The following is a 19,053-nucleotide window of genomic DNA, read 5'->3' as shown; positions in this document are numbered from 1 at the left end:
TCAGGCTGCGGCGGACTTTACGGCGCCGGCGATCTCGGCGACCACTTGGTCGACGAGGCCTTCATCGTCGCCTTCGGCCATGACGCGGATCAGCGGCTCGGTGCCCGAAGCGCGGACCAGCAGCCGGCCGGAGCCGTTGAGCTTCTGTTCACCCATGGCGATGGCGCTCAGGACCGCGGCGTTCTCCAGCGGCTTGCCGGCGGCGAAACGGACGTTCTCCAGCTTCTGCGGAACCGGCTCGAACTGGCGCGCCAGCTCGCTCATCGGCCGGCCGGTCTCGCGCAGGACCGCCAGCACCTGCAAGGCCGCGATCAGGCCGTCTCCCGTCGTCGAGAAATCCGACAGGATCACGTGGCCCGACTGTTCGCCTCCGACGTTGAAGCCGCCTTCGCGCATGCGCAGCTGAACATAGCGGTCGCCGACCTGTGTACGCTCTAGGCTGAGCCCCCGACCATTCAGGAATCGCTCCAGTCCCAGGTTCGACATCACCGTGGCCACCACGCCACCGCCGGTCAGCCGCTCGCGCGCGGCCCAGTGGCCGGCGATCAGCGCCATGATCTGGTCGCCGTCGACGATCTGGCCCTTCTCGTCACAGATCACCAGGCGGTCGGCGTCGCCATCCAGCGCGATGCCGATGTCGGCGCGGTATTCCTTGACCTGACGGGCCATGGCCCAGGGATGGGTCGACCCCACCTCCTCATTGATGTTGAAACCATTGGGCGACACCCCGACGGGGATCACCTCCGCACCCAGCTCGTAAAGGGCGGTCGGCGCGACCTTGTAGGCCGCGCCATGGGCGCAATCGATCACCACGCGCAGGCCGGCGAGGCTCAGACCCCGCGGAAAGGTCGCCTTGGCGATCTCGACATAGCGCGCCTGGCTGTCGTCGATGCGGACGACGCGGCCAAGCTTGGTCGGGCCCGTCAGGCCCTCGTCCAGGCCTTCGTCCATCAGGGCCTCGATCTCCAACTCCTGCTCGTCGGAAAGCTTGTAGCCGTCGGGACCGAACAGCTTGATGCCGTTGTCGGAGTAACGGTTATGCGAGGCTGAAATCATCACGCCGAGATCGGCGCGCAGCGAGCGGGTCATCATGGCGACCCCTGGCGTCGGCATCGGCCCGAGCGTGCGGACGTCCATGCCGACGCTGGTGAAGCCCGCCACCAGGGCCGGCTCAATCATGTAGCCGGAGAGCCGCGTGTCCTTGCCGATCACCACGAGATGGCGACGTTCATCCTTGGACATGAAAAACTTGCCCGCCGCCATGCCGGCGCGCAACGCGACCTCGGCGGTCATGGGATAGCGGTTGGCCTCGCCGCGAATGCCGTCGGTGCCGAAATAGGCGCGTTTGCTCATGGGGGCTCTTTAGGGACTCGAAACCTTCGGAAACTCAGATTTAGTCGACTGGGCTTTCGCCAATGCTAAAGCGGCGCTGAGGCCGATGGTTCGCCGGTCTACCATAAAGGACGCCAAAACCCATGTGCGGCATCATCGGGATCGTCGGGCGGGCGCCGGTGCAGGCGCGATTGATCGACAGCCTGAAGCGGCTGGAGTACCGCGGCTACGACAGCGCCGGCGTCGCCGGCCTGGTTGGCGGTCGCATTGAGCGCCGCCGCGCCGCTGGCAAGATCCGCGCCCTGGAAGATGTGCTGGCGGCGTCGCCGCTGGAGGCCACGGTCGGCGTCGGCCATACCCGTTGGGCGACGCACGGTGCGCCCTCCGAACGCAACGCTCACCCCCATCGCGCCGGCCGCGTCACCCTGGTCCACAACGGGATTATCGAGAACTTCGCCGAGCTGAAGGCCGCGCTCGCCGCCGAAGGGCGCGTGTTCGAGAGCGACACCGACACCGAGGTGATCGCCCACCTTTTCGATTCGGAGCTGGCGACGGGTCTCGCGCCCCTGGCGGCCTTCAAGGCGACCCTCGACCGGCTGACCGGGGCCTACGCCTTGGCCGCCCTGATCGAAGGGGAAGACGGCCTGATCCTCGGCGCGCGTCGCGGCAGCCCGCTGGTGGTGGGCTACGGCGACGGCGAGATGTTCCTGGGGTCCGACGCCTTGGCCGTCGGGCCCTTCACCAATCGCATCTGCTACCTGGAGGAGGGCGACTACGTCGCGATCCGCGCGGGGGAAGCCCAGATCTTCGACGCAGGCCAGCGGCTCGCCAACCGCCCCGTCCGCCTCGTCTCGGCCGCCGCCGCCCTGGTGGAGAAAGGCGAATACCGGCACTTCATGGAGAAGGAAATTCATGAGCAGCCGGACGCCTGCCAGCACACCCTGTCGGCCTATATCGATCCGGTTTCCGGCCTGGCCACGGCGCCGAACGGCCTGGACCTCGCGGCCTTCGACCGCATTCAGATCGTCGCCTGCGGCACGGCCAGCTACGCCGGCGCTATCGCCCGCTACCAGTTCGAGCGCCTGGCCGGCCTGCCCTGCGACGTCGAGACCGCGTCGGAGTTCCGCTACCGCGAACCGGCCCTGTCGTCGAAAACACTGGCCATCGCCGTCTCCCAGTCAGGCGAGACCGCCGACACCCTGGCGGCGCTTCGCTGGTGCAAGGCCGCCGACCTAACCACCGCCGCCCTCGTCAACGTCCATGAATCGACCATGGCTCGAGAGGCCGACGTCCTTCTGCCGACCCACGCCGGGCCGGAGATCGGCGTCGCCTCCACCAAGGCCTTCACCAGTCAGCTCGCGGCGTTGACCGCGCTCGCTGTGGCCGCCGCCGCCGCCCGCGGCCGTATCGACGCGGCGGAGGCCGCGCGGCTGTCGGGCCTGCTGCGGGAAGTGCCTCGCCTGATCGCCCAATCGACCCGGGTCGAGGCCGAGATGCGCGCGCTCGCCCCCGAACTGGCCAAGGCCCGCGACGTCCTCTACCTCGGCCGCGGCGAGATGTTCCCCCTGGCCTTGGAAGGGGCGCTGAAGCTTAAGGAGATCAGCTACATCCACGCCGAGGGCTACGCTGCGGGCGAGCTGAAGCACGGCCCGATCGCCCTGATCGACGCCGCCACCCCCGTGATCGTCATCGCCCCTTCCGGCCCCCTGTTCGAGAAGACCATGTCCAACATGAGCGAGGTCGCCGCCCGCGGCGGCCCGATCATCCTCATCACCGACGCCGCCGGCGCGGCGCTCGCGCCGGCGGGCGCCAAGGTGATCATCGGGCCGACCTGCGACCCGCTTCTCGCGCCGTTGGTCTACGCCCCGCCGATCCAGTTGCTCGCCTACTACGTGGCCGTGCAAAAGGGCGCGGACGTCGATCAGCCGCGCAACCTCGCCAAGTCCGTGACGGTGGAATAGGGCATGGAAGGCCTGGGCGGCCAGTTCACGCTAAGCGGCGACCTGGCGGTTTTCGGCGCCGTGCTGCTGGAGCCGCCCTTTCGAATCTATCGCCGGGTCACCGTCGACGCCTTGAGCGGCGGCGCCTTCAGCTACATCGGCCCGAATTCGACGCTGCGCATGGTCACAGTTGGCCGCTACTGCTCCATCGGCGACGGGGTCCAGCTCCTGTCGGAGCACCCGATCAATAAGACCACCACCTCGCCGGTGCTCTATCAGTCGGTTTTCGCTGCGCCCTACGACAAGTTCCCTGGCCCACGGTCCTCGGGCTACCGGCCCACGACCATCGGCTCGGACGTGTGGATCGGCGCGGAAGCCCGGATCAAGACCGGCCTCACCATCGGCGACGGCGCGATCATCGGAGCTGGCGCCATCGTCACGCGTGACGTCGCCCCCTTTACGATCGTGGCCGGGGTGCCCGCCCGCAAGATCCGCGACCGCTTCGATGTCGCCACGGTGGAGCGGATTCAGCGCGTGCGCTGGTGGGATTACGACCTGCTGAGCCAGCCGCTGCCCTTCGATGACATCCACGCCACCCTGGACCATATCGAAGACGCCGTGGCCGCCGGTCGGCTCACGCCGTACCAGCCGATAAAGGTGCAGGTCTTCCGCGACGAAAAGGGCCTGATGGGTCGACCGCGCGGCGGCTGAGCCCCTACGGCATGCGGCGTCTTTGCGCCCGCGCGGCGCGCTTTTTCCTTGCCGCCCGGGGCCGGCGTCGAGCTATCTTCGCGCCGCGCCAAAGGGGCGTATCTGGGAGAGCGGACTGGTCATGGCGAAGCGTGTTCGTAAAGCGGTGCTGCCCGTGGCGGGCCTGGGCACCCGGGTGTTGCCGGGGGCGAAGACCACGCCAAAGAATATGCTGAACGTCTTCGACCGCCCGATCCTGTCCTACGTCATCGAAGAAGGCCGGGCCGCCGGCATTGAGCACTTCGTCTTCATCGTCAGCCGCGGCCAGGGCTCGATCCAGGACTATTTCGACAACTATCCGGAGGTCGAGCAGGCGCTCGAAGCCAAGGGCAAGCTGGATATCCTCGAAGAGGTCCGCCGCGACCTGCCGCAACCCGGCCAGATGAGCTTTGTCCGCCAGATGGCGCCGCTGGGCCTGGGCCACGCGGTATGGTGCGCCCGCGACCTGATCGGCGACGAGCCCTTCGCCGTCATGCTGCCCGACATGCTGATGATGGCCGAGAAGGCCGCACTCAAGCAGGCCGTCGAAGCCTATGAGCAGACCGGCGACAACATCGTCGTCGTCGAGCCGGCGCCGGAAGGCGAGGCCCACAAGTACGGCATCGTCGCCCTGGACGGCCAGGACGGCCGGCTAAACCGCATGACCGGCATGGTCGAAAAGCCCAAGCCGGGGACTGAGCCCTCCAACCTGTTCATCTCGGGTCGCTACATCCTGAACCCGGAGATCTTCAAAATCCTGGAGACCCAGGAGCGCGGCGCCGGCGGCGAGATCCAGCTTACCGACGGCATGTTCGGCTTGATGAAGAGCCAGAACTTCCAGGCGCTTGAGTATGAGGGGACGACCTACGACTGCGGCGACAAGATCGGCCTGCTGCGCGCCAACGTCGCCTATGCGCTCGCCCGACCCGATTTCGCCGACGCCGCCCGCGAGGCGATCAAGGCTCTCCTCTGAACCGAACCCTCTTCGTCTTCGGCTTCGGCGACAGCGCTGAGGCCTTGGCGTCGCGGCTGACGGGCTGGCGGATTCTTGGCACGGTCCGCCGCCCCGAAGACGTCGCGCGGCTCGAAAACCTCGGCGTCGAGCCCGCCTCGCCCGAGGCTGTGGGTGACGCCGACGCCGTGCTGGTCACCGCTCCGCCTGACGACGAGGGCTGTCCGGGCTTTCGGGCGCTCGCGCCCCACATCGGTGCGCGGGCGCGCTGGGTCGGCTACCTTTCCACGACGGGAGTCTATGGCGACCTCGCCGGCCGATGGGCGTTCGAGCGCAGCGCGATCCATCCGCAATCGACCGAGGCCGCGCGCCGCGCCGCCGCCGAAGCCGCCTGGACCGCGACCGGCCTGCCCCTGGCGATCTTCCGCTTACCCGGTCTCTACGCCCGTGGTCGGTCGGCCTTCGATCGGCTGCGGGATGGGACGGCCCGCCGGATTGCCAGGCCTGGCCATGTGTTCAGCCGTCTGCACCTCGACGACCTGGCCCTGGGCCTTGCGGCGTCGCTCGGCAGGCCAAGGCCCGGCGCGGTCTACAACCTCTGCGACGACGAACCTGCGCCCTCCAGCGACGTCACCGCCTACGCCGCGCGGCTGCTCGGCCTGAGCGCGCCCCCCGAAACGCCCTTCCACGCCGCTGGCCTCTCGCCCGCCGCCCAGCGCTTCTGGGCCGAGAACCGCCGCGTCTCGAATGCGCTGGCCAAGGCTGAACTCGGCTGGCGGCCGGCCTATCCCACCTACCGCGAAGGCCTGGCGGCGATCCTGGCGGCCGGCGGCTAGAGTTCGCTGACCGCGGCGATGAGCCGTTCAATGTCGGCCGGACGCGAAAGCCGGTGGTCGCCGTCCTTGATCAGGCTGAAGACCACGTCCTCGGCCTTGACGGCCTGCGCAAGCCCTAGCGCATGACGCCAGGGGACATCCTCATCCGCCCCGCCTTGCAGGACGCGCACCGGGACTTCGATGGGCACGGGCCCGTCCAGGATCGACCAACGCGCACCGTCCTCCAGGAGCAGGCGGGTGATCGGGTCGGGCGAGCCGTAGGCCGAAGGTCGCAGCCACACGCCGTCGGTCAGCAGGGCGGCGCGCGCCTCGTCCGGCAAGGCGGGCGCGATCAGCTTTTCCGTGAAGTCCGGCGCCGGTGCGATCAGGACAAGGCCCGCCAACCGCTGGGGCCGCGCCATCGCCGCCAGGCACGCCAGCCAACCGCCCATCGACGAGCCTACGAGCACCAGCGGCCCCTCGGTCAGGTCGTCAATGACGGCGAGCGCGTCCTCACGCCAGCGGGTGATCGCGCCCTTGGCCACGAAGTCGCCGCTCGATTCGCCGTGGCCCAGATGGTCGAAGCGCAGGTAGTCCCGGCCGCTCTCCACGGCCCAGGCGGCCAGGGCCTGCGCCTTGGCCCCGTTCATGTCCGAGCGATAGCCCCCTAGCCACACGACCGTGGGGCCAGCGCCCTCCTCCCGCCGCCAGGCCAGGGTCTCGCCGTCGGGTCGTTCTAGGCTTCCGCTCGTCTCACGCATGGCGCAGTTGTAGGCTCCGCGCCTTTACCGCGCCACGTTTGCCGCTAATGCAGAGCTGATGCCGCCATCTGACTTCACCCTGCTGCAGGTCATTCCGGAACTGGAGACCGGCGGCGCCGAGCAGAGCGCCATCGATGTCGCCGAAGCGGTGGTGCGCGAGGGTGGGCGCTGCTTTGTGGCGACGCGCGGGGGACGGATGACCTCCCGACTGATCGCCGATGGCGCCCGCCTGGCCCAGATGCCTGTTCAGAGCAAGAACCCCATCACCATGATGGGCAACGCCGCCCGCCTGGTCGACCTGATCCGCCGCGAGAAGGTCTCCGTCGTCCACGCCCGCAGCCGTGCGCCGGCCTTCTCAGCGCTGTGGGCTGCTCAGGTGACCGGCACGCCGTTCGTGGCCACCTACCACGGGGTCTACAAGTCCCAGTCGCCGCTGAAGCGCTGGTACAACGCCATCATGACCCGCGGCGACCTGGTGATCGCCAACTCCAACTACACCCGCGACCACATCCTGGCGGAGCACCAGGTCAACCCTGATAAGGTCGTCACCATCCCCCGTGGCGTCGACCTCGGCCGTTTCAATCCCGCCGCCGTGCCCGCCGAACGGATGGAGGCCCTGGCCCAGGCCTGGGGCGTCACCCCATCCGAGCGGCGCACCAAGATCTTGCTGGCCGGGCGACTGACCCGCATCAAGGGCCACGCCACCATCATCGAGGCGGCGCAGCGGTTGAAGGCCGGCGGGCGAAGCGATTTCCTGATCCTGTTCGCCGGGGACGACCAGGGTCGCATCGGCTATCGCGACGAGCTGGAGGCGGCCATCGCCGTCGCCGGCCTGGCCGACGAAGTGAAGATCGTCGGCCATTGCGACGACATGCCGGCGGCTTTCATGCTCGCCGACTTCGCGCTCCTGCCGACCATCATCCCCGAGGCCTTCGGGCGCACCGCGGTGGAGCCCCAGGCCATGGGGCGCCCCGTCATCGCCTCCAGCCATGGCGGCACTACGGAGACTGTCGTCGAAGGACAGACAGGCTGGTTGGCGCCGCCGGGCGACGCTTCAGCCTGGGCGGCGGCGATCGCCCGCGCCATCGACCTGGGCGCCCCCGCCCGTCGGCGGATGGGCGAGACCGGCATGAACCGCGCCCGGCAGCTCTATTCCGTCGAGGCCATGTGCGCCCAGACGCTGGCCGTCTACGACCGGGTGCTCAAGGCCCGCTGATGAAGGTGCTGGTTATCAAGCTCTCGGCCCTGGGCGATTTCGTCCTGGCCCTGGCGGCCATGGCGCGCATCCGCCAGGCCCATCCGGAGGCGCAGATCACCCTGCTGACGACGCCGGGCTTCGCGAAGCTGGCTGCGGCCTGCCCCTATGTCGACCAGGTGGACACAGGCGGGCGGCCCGAGGGCCTCAAGGCCTGGCTGGCGCTCCGGAAGCGCCTCCGAGCCGGCCGTTTCGACCGCGTCTACGACCTGCAGACCTCAGCCCACTCCAGCCGCATCTTCCAGGTCCTGCGCCCTCGTCCGCCCGCCTGGTCGGGGATCGCCTGGGGTTGCGCCCTGCCCCACCGTAACCGCGCCCGCGATGCGATGCACACCCTGGAGCGGCAGGCCGACCAGTTGAAGGAGGCCGGCGCCTGGCCTGACGCGCCGACGGCGCCGGGCGCAGCGCCGCCGCCGGACGTCTCGTGGATCTGGCGCGGCGCGGCCATGCCAGATCCGGCGACGGCCGCGCGGCCGCTGGCCTTGCTCGTCCCCGGCGGCTCGGCCCATCGGCTGGACAAACGCTGGCCGGCCGAGCACTTCGCAGAGGTCGCCGAACGCCTGGGCGCGGCCGGCTTCGACGTCGTGATCATCGGCGGACCGCAGGAGGCCGACCTCGCCAAGGCCATCCGCGCCAAGGCGCCGGCCGCCCGCGACCTCACGGGCCGCACCGACCTCGCAGGGCTCGCCGTCTGGGGCGCCAGGGCGGCCATCGCCGTCGGCAATGACACGGGTCCCATGCATCTGATCGCCGCGGCCGGGGCGCCATCCGTCGTGCTGTTTTCCGCCGCCTCAGACCCAGCGCTCGCCGCCCCGCGCGGCAAGGTCGCTGTCCTCCAAACGACCGATATGGCGCAGCTTCAAATCGATGAGGTTTGGCGCAGGGCTAAACTTCTGCAGCCCGTCCTCGCGCAAGCCTAAGAGCGTGGCTTGATAGAGAGGCCCCTGAGGGTCATATTCAGCCGAGCTGGCGAACCCGAGGTTTTCCGGCGCATTTCCTGTGAAACAGTTTCGGAGCTTCGCCTATTCGCCGTCCCATGCAGGCGCCCCCCGTCAAAGACGGCCCGCGCATCAATGATGAAATCCGTGTTCCCCGCGTTCTGTTGATCGACCAGGCTGGCGAGAAGCAGGGCGTCATGCCGACCTCCTCCGCCCTGGAAGCCGCTGAAGAAGCGGGCCTTGATCTGGTCGAGATCGTGCCGAACGCGGAACCGCCTGTCTGCAAGATCATGGACTTCGGCAAGTTCAAGTTCCAGGAACAGAAGAAGAAAAACGAAGCTCGCAAGAAGCAGAAGATCGTCGAGCTTAAGGAAATCAAGCTCCGTCCGAACATCGACACCCATGACTATGAGGTCAAGGCCAAGTCGATGCACCGGTTCTTCGAAGAAGGCGACAAGGTGAAGGTCACCCTGCGCTTCCGTGGCCGCGAACTCGCCCACCCGGAACTTGGCATGAAGCTGCTCCAGCAGGTGAAGGCCGACTTCGAGCCGGTGGCCAAGGTTGAGTACGAGCCGCGTATGGAAGGCCGGCAGATGATCATGATCCTGGCGCCGCGGTGATCCGCGCCGGGCTCATCGCCCTCCTGGCGCTGGCCTCGGCCGGCGCCGCCCCCGCCCACGCTGACGACGCCCAGGGCTTGAGGGCTGCGGTTTACGCCGCGTCCTCCAGCAAGGCCGGCCCCACCGCCCAGACCCGCGCCCGCCTGGCGGCGACGCGATCGACGGGAATCGCCCGCACCGCCATCGACCAGAAGATCAGCGACGGCCTGACCGGCTCGTTGGGCTTCATGTGCGGAAACGCCCGGGCCTACGCCCCGAACAGCCCCCTCGGCTACGACCCCGCCGGCCGCTTCGTCGGCGCCAAGCTGGGATTGGCCTTCTAGGCGATCGCCTAGACGATCCCGACCGCGCCCTGGGCCCAGGCTACGGCCACGGCCAGCACAACGAGCGCGCTGGCCGCCCATCGGCTGCGGGGCGTGCGCAGCCGCCGCATCGCCAGCTCGATCGCCGCGCCGCCCACCGCCAGAAGCGTCCCCGCCACAGCGAAGTCGAAGGTGGTCCAGGCGACCTCGTGGATGAACCGCATGGCGATCAGCGGCGCGATCAAAAGGCCGGCGATCAGCGACCAGAGCGCGACGCGCCCGCGGGTCATCCCTTGGCTTTGTGTCATCGTCTGTCGCTCCAACGGTCGCGAGGATGAAAGCAGGTCAGTCGCGGGACGCAACAATCTAATACTTGCGCGGGTAGGATCCCAAGACCTGGATCTCGGGATGAGCCGCCAGGAATGTCGCCAGATTTCCCTCTGCTGCGTGCCCCGCCACCTCGATGAGATAGCGGTGCTGATCCAGCCGCACCTTGCTGGGCCGCTCATAGATGTCGAGGATCCGCACGCCGCCGGCGTCAAAAGCCTTCAGCACATCGGCCAGACGGCCATCGACCGTGTCGATCACCAGCGACGTCTTATCATTGCCGCTGGGCGCCGGCAGCGCTCGGCCCAGCACCCAGAAGCGGGTGATGTTGTGCGGCCCCTCCTCGATCCCGTCGGCGAGGGACTTCAGCCCATAGATCCGCTCGCCGAGCTTCGGGCCCATGGAGGCGACGCTCCGCGCCTGGCCCTCAGCCACCGACTTGGCGGCGGCGCCGTTGCTCACCGCCTCCGTCCGACGCGCCGCCGGGAGATGGACGTCGAGCCAGGGCTTCACCGCCACAAGGGCCACGCTGTGGGCGACCACCTCGCTGACGTCCTCCAGCCGCGCGCCCGGCTTGGCCAGCAGGCTGTAGCTCAACGGCTTGGGATATTCGGCGACGACCCGCACCTGGGGCAGGTCCAGCACATCGTCGACGTAAGGCGTGACGCCGACAGCCACGGTGGTCACCGGAACGCACATCCGTTCGATCTCGCCCCCGCGGTAGGCGGCGAACAGCGCCGCGCGATCCAAGGGCCTGAGGTCGGCCTCTCCAAACAGGTCCGCGCACGCCTCATGCGTCCACGAGCCCGCGGGACCGAGGTAGCCGGTCCCGGCGGCGTGGGCCGCGCCAGTCAACCCGAAAAGGGCCGCGAGAAAAACCAGGCGCCTGCACAGAACTGCGGTCATCTCTCATCCACCTTTGTGACCACCGGGCCCATCGCAACTGCTCGCCGTCAGTAGGCCATGAACGAGTCCAACCCCAGGAGTTCCAGGGCGTCGGATAGGCGATCCATATCGCGCACCTTGACGATGAGGGGGCGCAATACCGTGTCCATCTCGTCATCGTTGGCATAGTGGTCCGGAAAGGTCTCAAGGCCGAGGATCAGGCGCGCCTTGGCGTCATCGAGTGAAACTGACGGCAAGCGCTCCAACTCATGCTCGATGCGAATCTGCGGGGTCGAAAGCAGCCGGCTGACCAGCCACCGCCAAAACGGCTCCGCACGACCTAGGGGGCGCACGGAGCGAACGACCCAGCGATCGAGATTGGAGTCGATCACCTCCATTCCCAGTTGGAGATTCTCCCTGAGCGTCATCGCACCGCAGGACGTGAAAGTGTCCAGATCGGCAAACCCCCAGATCCCACGATCTGGGGTGAATCCGAAAACCGGAAAGACGAGGCCAGCGTCCGACGTTTTCACTCATCTGCTCCCACGAGCGCGGGCGGTCCGAGACATGTTCTCGAAAGCATCCGCTCCATAGATCGCGGTGCTCGTCGGCGCGACCTTCTGCCAGTCTGTTGTCCCGTACCAAAGCTTGCGCACGGGATCGTACCTCTTCTTGCCATTCCAACGTCCAGTAAGCCGGCGGTGTTGTTCCTTGGGCATGACCTTCAGAAACAGGTAGTGGTTGCGCGGGTCTTGCGCCGTGCGACTTTTGCCTTTCAACGGGATGGAATGGTGAATTTCCACCTCACCTTTCGCTAGCCCTTTCGATTTGATCATTTTGGCGGAAGCGTTCGCCGTTACGGAACCCTTCTTCAGTACGCCCAGGCCCGCGCGCGCATACCTCAAACCTTTTACCGCAGGTCCGAGCGGGGTGACCTCTCCGACTGCGAAGGCTGCGTTCAGCGCGGCGCTTCCATACCTGCCCCGTTCCAGATCCGCCGCGGCTTGCCATGCCGATCCGATTCCCGGCACAAACCCCATCAGCGGGCCCGGCTCCGGAATCCGCGGCTGAAGAAGAGCGTTCTCTTCCCTTCTCGCTTTCCTTCTCAGGGGTTCGCGACGAGGCTCGTGCTCAATATTAGTCATCCAAGGCATCGTACTCTCTGTGAGGGGACAGATGATCCTGGAGTCACGGGATGGGGTGGGACTGGCCGGTGCCCAAGTGGGACAACCCCGCGGTTCGTAAGGGAAAAATCGGCGCTGCTCGGCGTTTCGGGCTTCTCGCATGCGTGTCCTGCGCTCGGGCCCGAAAACGGCCGCTGGTGGCGTTCTGGACAGTCCAATTCGGAGCGCTAGTTAGACAGTCGCTGTGCGTTCCAACGGCGTTTGAAGGGCATAGGGCTCAGGCGCTGCCGGCATTGAGAATCCAAAGGAAATGTCCGTTCAAACGGCAAGGTAACGACCGGCCGCTGCCGCGCGGAAGGATGGCGGAACGCTCATATTCCGCCTGCGAACTGGGAAGCGAAGTGGGAAGAAGGCTTCCCAGTTAGGCGCGTGCTTCCCACTTCGCAAAACATCGGTAAAATCAATCAGTTGAGATGGGCAGCCGCATGTCCTGCGCGCATCGCTTGCGCTTCGAACTGGGAAGTGGCTCGTGTCAGTCGGCGCGATCGTAGAGCTGGTCGAGCTGCAAGCTGAACGGCTTGATTGTCGCCGGCTTGCTGCGGATCCGGAGCCCGAGATAGTCGATGTGCCACTGGCCGGCGGCCATGACCGTCGCCATTAGCGGTCTCACCTGCCGATCGTAGCAGCCGTCCTTCGCAATTGGACTGCCGGGGGTCCGACCCTCAGCCAGCACATTCATCAGGAGGGGATCCAGAATGCTGATGTCCAGTTCAAAGGCCCGACAGACGTGCCAGCCGTAATAGGTGACGCCGCTCACCACGAAGGTGTCGGGCGTGCTGTCGCGGAAATTGAGGGAGCCGCCACCGGGGCGGGTCAGGCCCGTGCCGAGGTAATCGAGGCCGCCGCGCGCCTTGCCTGCGCTGGTGAGGGCGCGCTACGTGGGCGGCGCTGGCGCGCCCGTCTATCGAGACGCGGGCGTTAAGTTACTCACGCCGACCAAGAAGATCGGCCTGGGCCCTGTCGCCGGCGGCGCGCTCGCCAACGCCGGCACCAAGTTCGCGCGCTTCACGACCATGGCCGAGAAGACGCAAGCCGAGCTCGACACGATCTACGCGCGGTTCAAGGAGGTGGCGATCGCGCGCGGCGTCGACATGTACTGACCCCCGCCGGAAACGGCGGGGGCCTGGGCGCTGTAACGCCCAGAGCCGCGGGCCACAGACCCGCACATTGGGGTGCGCGCGCACCCTTCCGCCCCGCCACCGGTCCGACCGGCGGGGCTTTAAGAGCAACCAGAACCTATGGAGTCCATCCCTGACATCGCGGCGCCGTTCGCTAAGCCCGCGGCGCCCTACATCGGCGGCAAACGCAACCTGGCGCGCCGCCTCGCCAGCCTGATCGAGGCGACGCCCCACCGCACCTATGCTGAGGTCTTCGTTGGCATGGCGGGGGTCTTCCTGCGCCGCCGCTTTCGGCCGTCGGCCGAGGTCATCAACGACTGGAGCCGGGACGTCGCCACCTTCTACCGGGTGCTGCAGCGCCACCATCAGGCGTTCCTGGACATGCTCCGCTGGCAGTTCACCAGCCGGGCGGAGTTCGACCGCCTCATGGCGGTCGATCCGGACACGCTCACGGACCTGGAGCGGGCCGCTCGCTTCCTGTTTCTGCAACGCCTTGCCTTCGGCGGGAAGGTCAGTGGCCGCAACTTTGGCGTCTCGCATCACCGCCCGGCCCGTGTCGACGTCAGCCGCCTGGCCGTTGACCTGGCCGACCTTCACGACCGGTTGTCGGGGGTCATCATCGAGCGCCTGCCCTGGTCGCAGTTCATGGCGCGCTACGACACGCCCGAGACGCTCTTCTACCTGGACCCGCCCTATTACGGCTCCGAGGGCGACTATGGCCCGGCCATGTTCAGCCGGGCGGAGTTTGAGGAGATGGCGGCCGTGCTGGCTGCGATCGAGGGGCGCTTCATCCTCTCGCTGAACGACGTGCCGGCAGTGCGTCAGATCTTCAGCGCTTTCGAGATCGCCGAGATCGACACTCACTATGGCCTCGCGGGCAAGGGCGCGCGGCCGGCCAAAGAGGTGGTGATAACTCCCCGTGCGGCTTGACCGGCCGTCGCCGGCGGCGCTCCTGCGGCCCGGAGGTTCTCATGGGCTCAGCCACCTTCGTCGTCGGCGACCTGCTGGCCATCAACCAGCACATGGACATTTGGTGCGCTCGGCCGGGCTGCGGCCGCCATGAGCGGTGGGGCGCCGTCGAGGCCGTCAGACGGCTTGGGCGCGAGACGCCGTTCGGCAGCTTGCGCGATCGCATGCGCTGCTCGGGGTGCGGCTATAGAGGGCGGGATTTCATCGACGTCAGACCCTGCGATCTGGACGGCACGGCCTGGGGCTACAGGGAGAGGATCGCGCGCCATCCGGGCTCCTTCGATTTCGAGGGTGCGATGACCAGGTTGAGGTCAGCAGCCTGTGGCGACCTGGGCGGTGATGGCCGCGTTCAATGGCCGCCTGAAGCGTCTTCGAGCGGCGGTTAAAGGGCGTTCAGCGGGAGCCGGCTATTTTCGGAGTGACTCCAGAACCATCTGTCCCGCGCTCCGAAACCAAAAGTCCGGCTACACTCTCCAGCTCCGCCAGATCTTACAACGGCAGAGCTTGAGAGTAAAGAACAAATAGGGAACATTTTTCGCGCCGCCCGCCGGTCCCTTGCCTTCCACCCTCCTTTCGCGTATCAGCGCGTCCCTTCGGGAGTCGCCTGGCCAAAGGCATGCCATGGCGGCTCATCAATCCTACTAGAGGACGGGGCTCTCGGGCGCCGACATGAAATGCCCAAACTGAAGACCAAGTCAGGCGTGAAGAAGCGCTTCAAACTGACGGCGTCGGGTAAGCTGAAGGCCGGCGTCGCCGGCAAGCGCCACCGCCTGATCAGCCACAACTCCAAGTACATCCGCCAGAACCGCGGAACGAAGGTGATGAGCGACTCGGACGCCAAGATCATCCGGAACTTCATCCCCTACGGCCTGTCTTAAGGAGCGCTGACCGATGGCTCGCGTTAAAAGGGGCGTCACCGCCCACGCCAAGCACAAGAAGGTTCTCGAGCAGGCCAAGGGTTTCTACGGCCGGCGCAAGAACACCATCCGCACGGCCAAGGCCGCGGTCGACAAGGCCGGCCAATACGCCTACCGCGACCGCAAGGTCCGCAAGCGCAGCTTCCGCTCGCTGTGGATCCAACGGATCAACGCTGCGGCCCGCATCGAGGGCATGACTTACGCAAGCTTTATTCACGGCCTGGACAAGGCCGGGATCGAAATGGACCGCAAGGTCCTCGCCGACATCGCCGGCGCCGATCCGACCGCGTTCAAGGCCATCGCCGACAAGGTTCGCGCCGCGCTGGCCTAAGAACGCCTGGAGCTCGTCTCCAAGCTTTTGAAAAGCCCCCGGCCGAACCGCCGGGGGCTTTTTGCTGTCCGGTCCTGAAACCCTTTTTCTCCATCACGAGCGCAAGGTAGGACACCGTCCATGACCGATCTCGCCCAACTGGAAGCCGACCTTTCGGCCCAGATCGCCGCCGCCGCTGACGCCGCCGCCCTTGACGCCGTGCGCGTCGCAGCCCTCGGCAAGTCCGGCTCCGTCTCTGAGCTGCTGAAGACCCTGGGCGCACTCAGCCCGGACGAGCGCCGTGAACGCGGCCCTCTCGTCAACGGCCTGCGCGACCGTATCGGAGCCGCCCTGGCGACGCGCAAGACCGCGCTGGAGGCCGCCGAACTCGACGCCCGCCTGGCCGCCGAGCGGGTCGACCTGTCACTGCCCGCGCCGCCGGAACGCCGCGGCCGTGTTCATCCCACCATGCAGACCATGGACGAGATGATCGCCATCTTCGCCGAGATGGGCTTCTCGCTGGCCGAAGGCCCGGACATTGAGGACGACTTCCACAACTTCACCGCGCTGAACTTCCCGCCCAAGCACCCCGCGCGGGAGATGCATGACACCTTCTGGCTGCCAGAAGACGAGAACGGCGAGCGCAAGGTCCTGCGCACCCACACCAGCCCGGTGCAGGTGCGCGTGATGCAGACCCTGAACCGCCAGCTGCCGGCCTGGATCGCCAATGGCCAGAAGCCGCCGATCCGCATCATGGTGCCGGGGCGGACCTATCGGTCGGATTCGGACGCCACCCACACGCCGATGTTCCACCAGATGGAAGGTCTGGTGATCGGCGAGGACATCCACATGGGTCACCTGAAATGGACCATGGAGACCTTCGTCTCGCGCTTCTTCGAGACGCCGGGCGTCGAGGTCCGTTTCCGTCCGCACCACTTCCCGTTCACCGAGCCCAGCGCCGAGATGGACGTGCGTTGCGACCGTTCGGGCGGCGAGATCCGCGTGGGTCAGGGCGACGACTGGCTGGAGGTCGTTGGCGCCGGCATGGTCCATCCCAATGTCCTGCGCAATTGCGGGCTCGACCCTGACAAGTGGCAAGGCTTCGCCTTCGGCTTCGGCATCGACCGCCTGGGCGCGCTGAAATACGGCATGCCCGACCTTCGCGACATGTTCGCCGGCGACCGCCGCTGGATCGAGCATTATGGCTTCTCGGCCTTCCAGGCCCCGAACGCCGCCACGGCCCTGAGCTAGGAGCGCCCACGATGAAATTCACCCTGTCGTGGCTCAAAGAGCACCTGGAGACGACCGCTGCCGTCGATGACGTGGTCGCCGCCATGAACAAGGCCGGCCTCGAGGTCGAGCATGTGGAGAACCCCGCCGCGAAACTGGCCGCCTTCTCGGTGGCCAGGATCGTCGAGGCCGTCCAGCACCCCAACGCCGACCGCCTGCGCGTCTGTCAGGTGGACACCAAGGACGGCCGCCTGGAGATCGTCTGCGGCGCGCCGAACGCGCGTCCGGGCCTCACCACCATCTTCGCGCCGATCGGGACCTATGTGCCCGGCCTCGGCGTGACGCTCGAGGCCAAGCCCGTCCGCGGCGTCGTCTCCAACGGCATGCTCTGCTCGGCCAAGGAGCTCGAGGTCTCCGAGGAGTCCAACGGCATCATGGAGCTGGCGGATGATCTCGCCGTCGGAACCAGCGTCGCCGAGGCGCTGGGCCTGGAAGCCGTCATCGACTTCGAGGTCACGCCGAACCGCTCCGACTGGCTGGGCGTCCAGGGCATCGCCCGCGACCTCGCCGCCGTTGGCCTGGGCGTGCTGAAGTCAGCGCCGGTCGCGGCCGTGCCCGGGGCCTTCCCGTGCCCGATCGAGATCCGCGTCGACGGCGTCGCCTGCCCGGTCTTCGCCGGCCGGCTGATCCGCGGCGTCAAGAACGGCCCCTCGCCGGCCTGGCTGCAGAAGCGGCTGGTCTCCATCGGCCTGCGCCCCATCAACGCCCTGGTCGACGTGACCAACTACATCTCCTACGACCGCGCCCGGCCGCTGCACGTCTATGACGCCAAGCTTCTGGTCGGCGATGTCATCGAGGCCCGCCTGGGCCGCGGCGTCGCCGAACACCACGGCGACCAGGCCTCGCCTGAGGAGCACCACGACGAGCAGTTGATTGCGCTCGACGGCAAGACCTACGACATCGGCAAGGACATGAGCGTCATCGCCGACGCGGGCGGCGACCGGCCTGTCGGCCTGGGCGGCGTCATGGGCGGCGCCTCGACCGGCTGTTCGGAGGAAACCGTCGACGTCTTCGTCGAAAGCGCCTGGTTCGACCCGATCCGCACCGCCCAGACCGGCCGCGACACAGGCATCAACTCCGACGCCCAGTATCGCTTCGCCCGCAGCGTCGACACCGCGTCCGTCGTCCCCGGCCTGGAGCTGGCGACGCGGATGATCCTCGATCTTTGCGGCGGCGAGCCTTCGGAAATCCGCGTCGCCGGTCAGGCCCCGGCCGAGCCGGGCCCGATCGCCTTCGATCGCGCCTACGTCCAGCGGCTCTCCGGCCTGACCGTCCCCGCAGCCCGCGCCGACGAGATCCTGTCGCTGCTCGGCTTCAAGGTCGAGCCCGCCCAGGTCACGCCGCCGTCCTGGCGCCGGGACGTGGAAGGCAAGGCCGACCTCGTCGAGGAGGTGGCCCGCATCCAGGGCTATGACGCCCTGCCATCGACGCCGCTGCCCGACATGCCCCGCCAGGCGGGCGGCGCGCTCACGGTGCGGCAGATGCGCATCCGCAACGCGCGACGGCTGATGGCCGCGCGCGGCTACGCCGAAGCCGTCACCTGGAGCTTCCTGCGCACGGAATGGGCAAAGCTGTTCGGCGGCGGCGATCCGAAACTGGTGCTGACCAACCCGATCGCCGCCGACCTGTCCTGCATGCGCCCGTCGGTCCTGCCGAACCTGATCGAGATCGCCGCGCGCAACGCCCGCAAGGGCTTCCCCGACGCCGCGATCTTCGAAGTCGGCCCGATCTTCGCCGGCGACGAGCCGCAGGATCAGTCCGCCGTCGTCGGCGGCCTGCTCGCGCCGCACACGCCCCGGCGTTGGGACGGCGCCAAGTCTGATCCCCTCTTCGCCCTGAAGGCCGACGTGCAGTCCCTGCTCGACGAGATGGGCGCGCCCAACCTGCAGGTCGTCCAGAGCGAAGCCTCGCCCTGGTTCCATCCCGGCCGCTCGGCGAAGCTGAAGCTGGGCCCGAAAACGGTGGTCGCCGAGTTCGGCGAGCTGCACCCGGCGACGCTCAAGGCGCTGGACGCCGCGGGCCCGATCTACGCCTTCGAACTGGTGCTGGACGCCGTGCCGGAGCCGAAGAAGAAGGCCTTCAAGAGCCGGTCAGCCCTGACGCTCTCGCCGCTCATGCCGCTCAGCCGCGACTTCGCCTTCCTGGTGGACGCCGCCGTGGCCGCCGGCGACCTGGTCAAGCCGATCCTCGGCGCCGACAAGGCGCTGATCGCCGACGCCCGCGTCTTCGACGTCTATCAAGGCCAGGGTGTGCCGGAGGGCTTCAAGTCCGTCGCCGTCGAGGTCCTCATCCAGCCGCAGGACAAGACCCTGACGGACGCCGAGATCGAAGCCGTCAGCGCCAAGATCGTCGCCGCCGCGGCCAAGGCGACTGGCGCGAAGCTGCGGGGGTGACCAAAGGCCGCCTTCT

22 protein-coding genes are annotated in these 19,053 nt (G+C 67.6%); 15 read left to right on the top strand and 7 right to left on the bottom strand.

Features of this window, described 5'->3' with window-relative positions:
• Entirely contained in the window at nt 1-1,353 is a 1,353-nt protein-coding gene (glmM, locus tag BN1313_RS06260; RefSeq protein ID WP_091737919.1) for a phosphoglucosamine mutase, read from the bottom strand.
• Nucleotides 1,354-1,475: 122 nt separating this feature from the next.
• Between glmM and glmS the strand changes: the two genes are divergently transcribed.
• From glmS to BN1313_RS06240, 4 genes are all read left to right on the top strand, one after another.
• A complete protein-coding gene (gene glmS, locus BN1313_RS06255) occupies nt 1,476-3,293 on the top strand; it encodes a glutamine--fructose-6-phosphate transaminase (isomerizing) (RefSeq protein ID WP_091737916.1) in 1,818 nt (605 codons plus the stop codon).
• A 3-nt stretch (nt 3,294-3,296) separates the two neighbouring features.
• Nucleotides 3,297-3,983 (top strand): CatB-related O-acetyltransferase, encoded by a 687-nt coding sequence (locus BN1313_RS06250; protein WP_091737913.1) that lies wholly within the window; start codon nt 3,297-3,299, stop codon nt 3,981-3,983.
• A gap of 121 nt (nt 3,984-4,104) precedes the next feature.
• On the top strand, nt 4,105-4,974 hold the full coding sequence (locus tag BN1313_RS06245) for a UTP--glucose-1-phosphate uridylyltransferase (protein WP_091737910.1): 870 nt from the start codon (nt 4,105-4,107) through the stop codon (nt 4,972-4,974).
• Nucleotides 4,975-5,018: 44 nt separating this feature from the next.
• Entirely contained in the window at nt 5,019-5,789 is a 771-nt protein-coding gene (locus BN1313_RS06240) for a Rossmann-fold NAD(P)-binding domain-containing protein (RefSeq protein WP_245620112.1), read from the top strand.
• Here the strand turns inward: BN1313_RS06240 and BN1313_RS06235 are convergent.
• On the bottom strand, nt 5,786-6,529 hold the full coding sequence (locus tag BN1313_RS06235; RefSeq protein WP_091737904.1) for an alpha/beta hydrolase: 744 nt from the start codon (nt 6,527-6,529) through the stop codon (nt 5,786-5,788). The two genes, BN1313_RS06240 and BN1313_RS06235, sit on opposite strands and share 4 nt — an antisense overlap.
• Nucleotides 6,530-6,587: 58 nt before the next feature.
• Here BN1313_RS06235 and BN1313_RS06230 point away from each other — a divergent pair, with 58 nt between their 5' ends.
• From BN1313_RS06230 to BN1313_RS06215, 4 genes are all read left to right on the top strand, one after another.
• A complete protein-coding gene (locus BN1313_RS06230; protein WP_091737901.1) occupies nt 6,588-7,745 on the top strand; it encodes a glycosyltransferase family 4 protein in 1,158 nt (385 codons plus the stop codon).
• Nucleotides 7,745-8,704 carry a glycosyltransferase family 9 protein gene (locus tag BN1313_RS06225; RefSeq protein ID WP_091737898.1) on the top strand — a complete coding sequence of 320 codons (960 nt, stop codon included), beginning with the start codon at nt 7,745-7,747 and terminating at the stop codon, nt 8,702-8,704. The genes BN1313_RS06230 and BN1313_RS06225 overlap by 1 nt, the downstream gene beginning before the upstream one ends.
• 116 nt (nt 8,705-8,820) lie before the next feature.
• Complete coding sequence (infC, locus tag BN1313_RS06220; RefSeq protein ID WP_091737895.1) at nt 8,821-9,342, top strand: translation initiation factor IF-3; 522 nt, start codon at nt 8,821-8,823, stop codon at nt 9,340-9,342.
• Nucleotides 9,339-9,665: a hypothetical protein gene (locus BN1313_RS06215; RefSeq protein ID WP_091737892.1), complete on the top strand. Its 327-nt coding sequence runs from the start codon at nt 9,339-9,341 to the stop codon at nt 9,663-9,665. The genes infC and BN1313_RS06215 overlap by 4 nt, the downstream gene beginning before the upstream one ends.
• A gap of 8 nt (nt 9,666-9,673) precedes the next feature.
• Here BN1313_RS06215 and BN1313_RS06210 read toward each other — a convergent pair whose 3' ends face one another.
• From BN1313_RS06210 to BN1313_RS06195, 5 genes are all read right to left on the bottom strand, one after another.
• Nucleotides 9,674-9,934 (bottom strand): hypothetical protein, encoded by a 261-nt coding sequence (locus BN1313_RS06210; RefSeq protein WP_218054325.1) that lies wholly within the window; start codon nt 9,932-9,934, stop codon nt 9,674-9,676.
• Between the two features lie 76 nt (nt 9,935-10,010).
• A complete protein-coding gene (locus BN1313_RS06205; RefSeq protein ID WP_091737887.1) occupies nt 10,011-10,877 on the bottom strand; it encodes a prephenate dehydratase in 867 nt (288 codons plus the stop codon).
• Between the two features lie 47 nt (nt 10,878-10,924).
• Entirely contained in the window at nt 10,925-11,389 is a 465-nt protein-coding gene (locus BN1313_RS06200) for a hypothetical protein (protein ID WP_176695922.1), read from the bottom strand.
• Nucleotides 11,390-12,001 carry a hypothetical protein gene (locus tag BN1313_RS16275; RefSeq protein WP_141653085.1) on the bottom strand — a complete coding sequence of 204 codons (612 nt, stop codon included), beginning with the start codon at nt 11,999-12,001 and terminating at the stop codon, nt 11,390-11,392.
• Nucleotides 12,002-12,512: 511 nt separating this feature from the next.
• Complete coding sequence (locus BN1313_RS06195) at nt 12,513-12,800, bottom strand: hypothetical protein (RefSeq protein ID WP_176695921.1); 288 nt, start codon at nt 12,798-12,800, stop codon at nt 12,513-12,515.
• A 103-nt stretch (nt 12,801-12,903) separates the two neighbouring features.
• Here BN1313_RS06195 and BN1313_RS06190 point away from each other — a divergent pair, with 103 nt between their 5' ends.
• The 7 genes from BN1313_RS06190 to pheT all read left to right on the top strand — a co-directional run bounded on the left by BN1313_RS06190 (nt 12,904) and on the right by pheT (nt 19,037).
• Nucleotides 12,904-13,140 (top strand): hypothetical protein, encoded by a 237-nt coding sequence (locus tag BN1313_RS06190; protein WP_141653084.1) that lies wholly within the window; start codon nt 12,904-12,906, stop codon nt 13,138-13,140.
• 138 nt (nt 13,141-13,278) lie between these two features.
• Nucleotides 13,279-14,088: a DNA adenine methylase gene (locus BN1313_RS06185; RefSeq protein ID WP_091737879.1), complete on the top strand. Its 810-nt coding sequence runs from the start codon at nt 13,279-13,281 to the stop codon at nt 14,086-14,088.
• A gap of 41 nt (nt 14,089-14,129) precedes the next feature.
• On the top strand, nt 14,130-14,513 hold the full coding sequence (locus tag BN1313_RS06180) for a hypothetical protein (RefSeq protein WP_091737876.1): 384 nt from the start codon (nt 14,130-14,132) through the stop codon (nt 14,511-14,513).
• A gap of 288 nt (nt 14,514-14,801) precedes the next feature.
• Nucleotides 14,802-15,005: a 50S ribosomal protein L35 gene (rpmI, locus tag BN1313_RS06175; RefSeq protein WP_091737873.1), complete on the top strand. Its 204-nt coding sequence runs from the start codon at nt 14,802-14,804 to the stop codon at nt 15,003-15,005.
• A 13-nt stretch (nt 15,006-15,018) separates the two neighbouring features.
• Entirely contained in the window at nt 15,019-15,375 is a 357-nt protein-coding gene (gene rplT, locus BN1313_RS06170; RefSeq protein WP_091737870.1) for a 50S ribosomal protein L20, read from the top strand.
• Nucleotides 15,376-15,495: 120 nt separating this feature from the next.
• On the top strand, nt 15,496-16,605 hold the full coding sequence (gene pheS / locus BN1313_RS06165; protein WP_091737867.1) for a phenylalanine--tRNA ligase subunit alpha: 1,110 nt from the start codon (nt 15,496-15,498) through the stop codon (nt 16,603-16,605).
• Between the two features lie 11 nt (nt 16,606-16,616).
• Nucleotides 16,617-19,037, top strand: coding sequence for a phenylalanine--tRNA ligase subunit beta (gene pheT, locus BN1313_RS06160; RefSeq protein ID WP_091737865.1), 2,421 nt, complete (start codon nt 16,617-16,619; stop codon nt 19,035-19,037).
• Nucleotides 19,038-19,053: the final 16 nt, after the last annotated feature.

Origin of the sequence: Phenylobacterium immobile (ATCC 35973) (assembly GCF_001375595.1) — a bacterium.
Taxonomy (GTDB): domain Bacteria; phylum Pseudomonadota; class Alphaproteobacteria; order Caulobacterales; family Caulobacteraceae; genus Phenylobacterium; species Phenylobacterium immobile.
The sequence above is the reverse complement of the archived record's forward strand: the minus strand, read 5'-3'. Positions and strand labels throughout refer to the sequence as shown.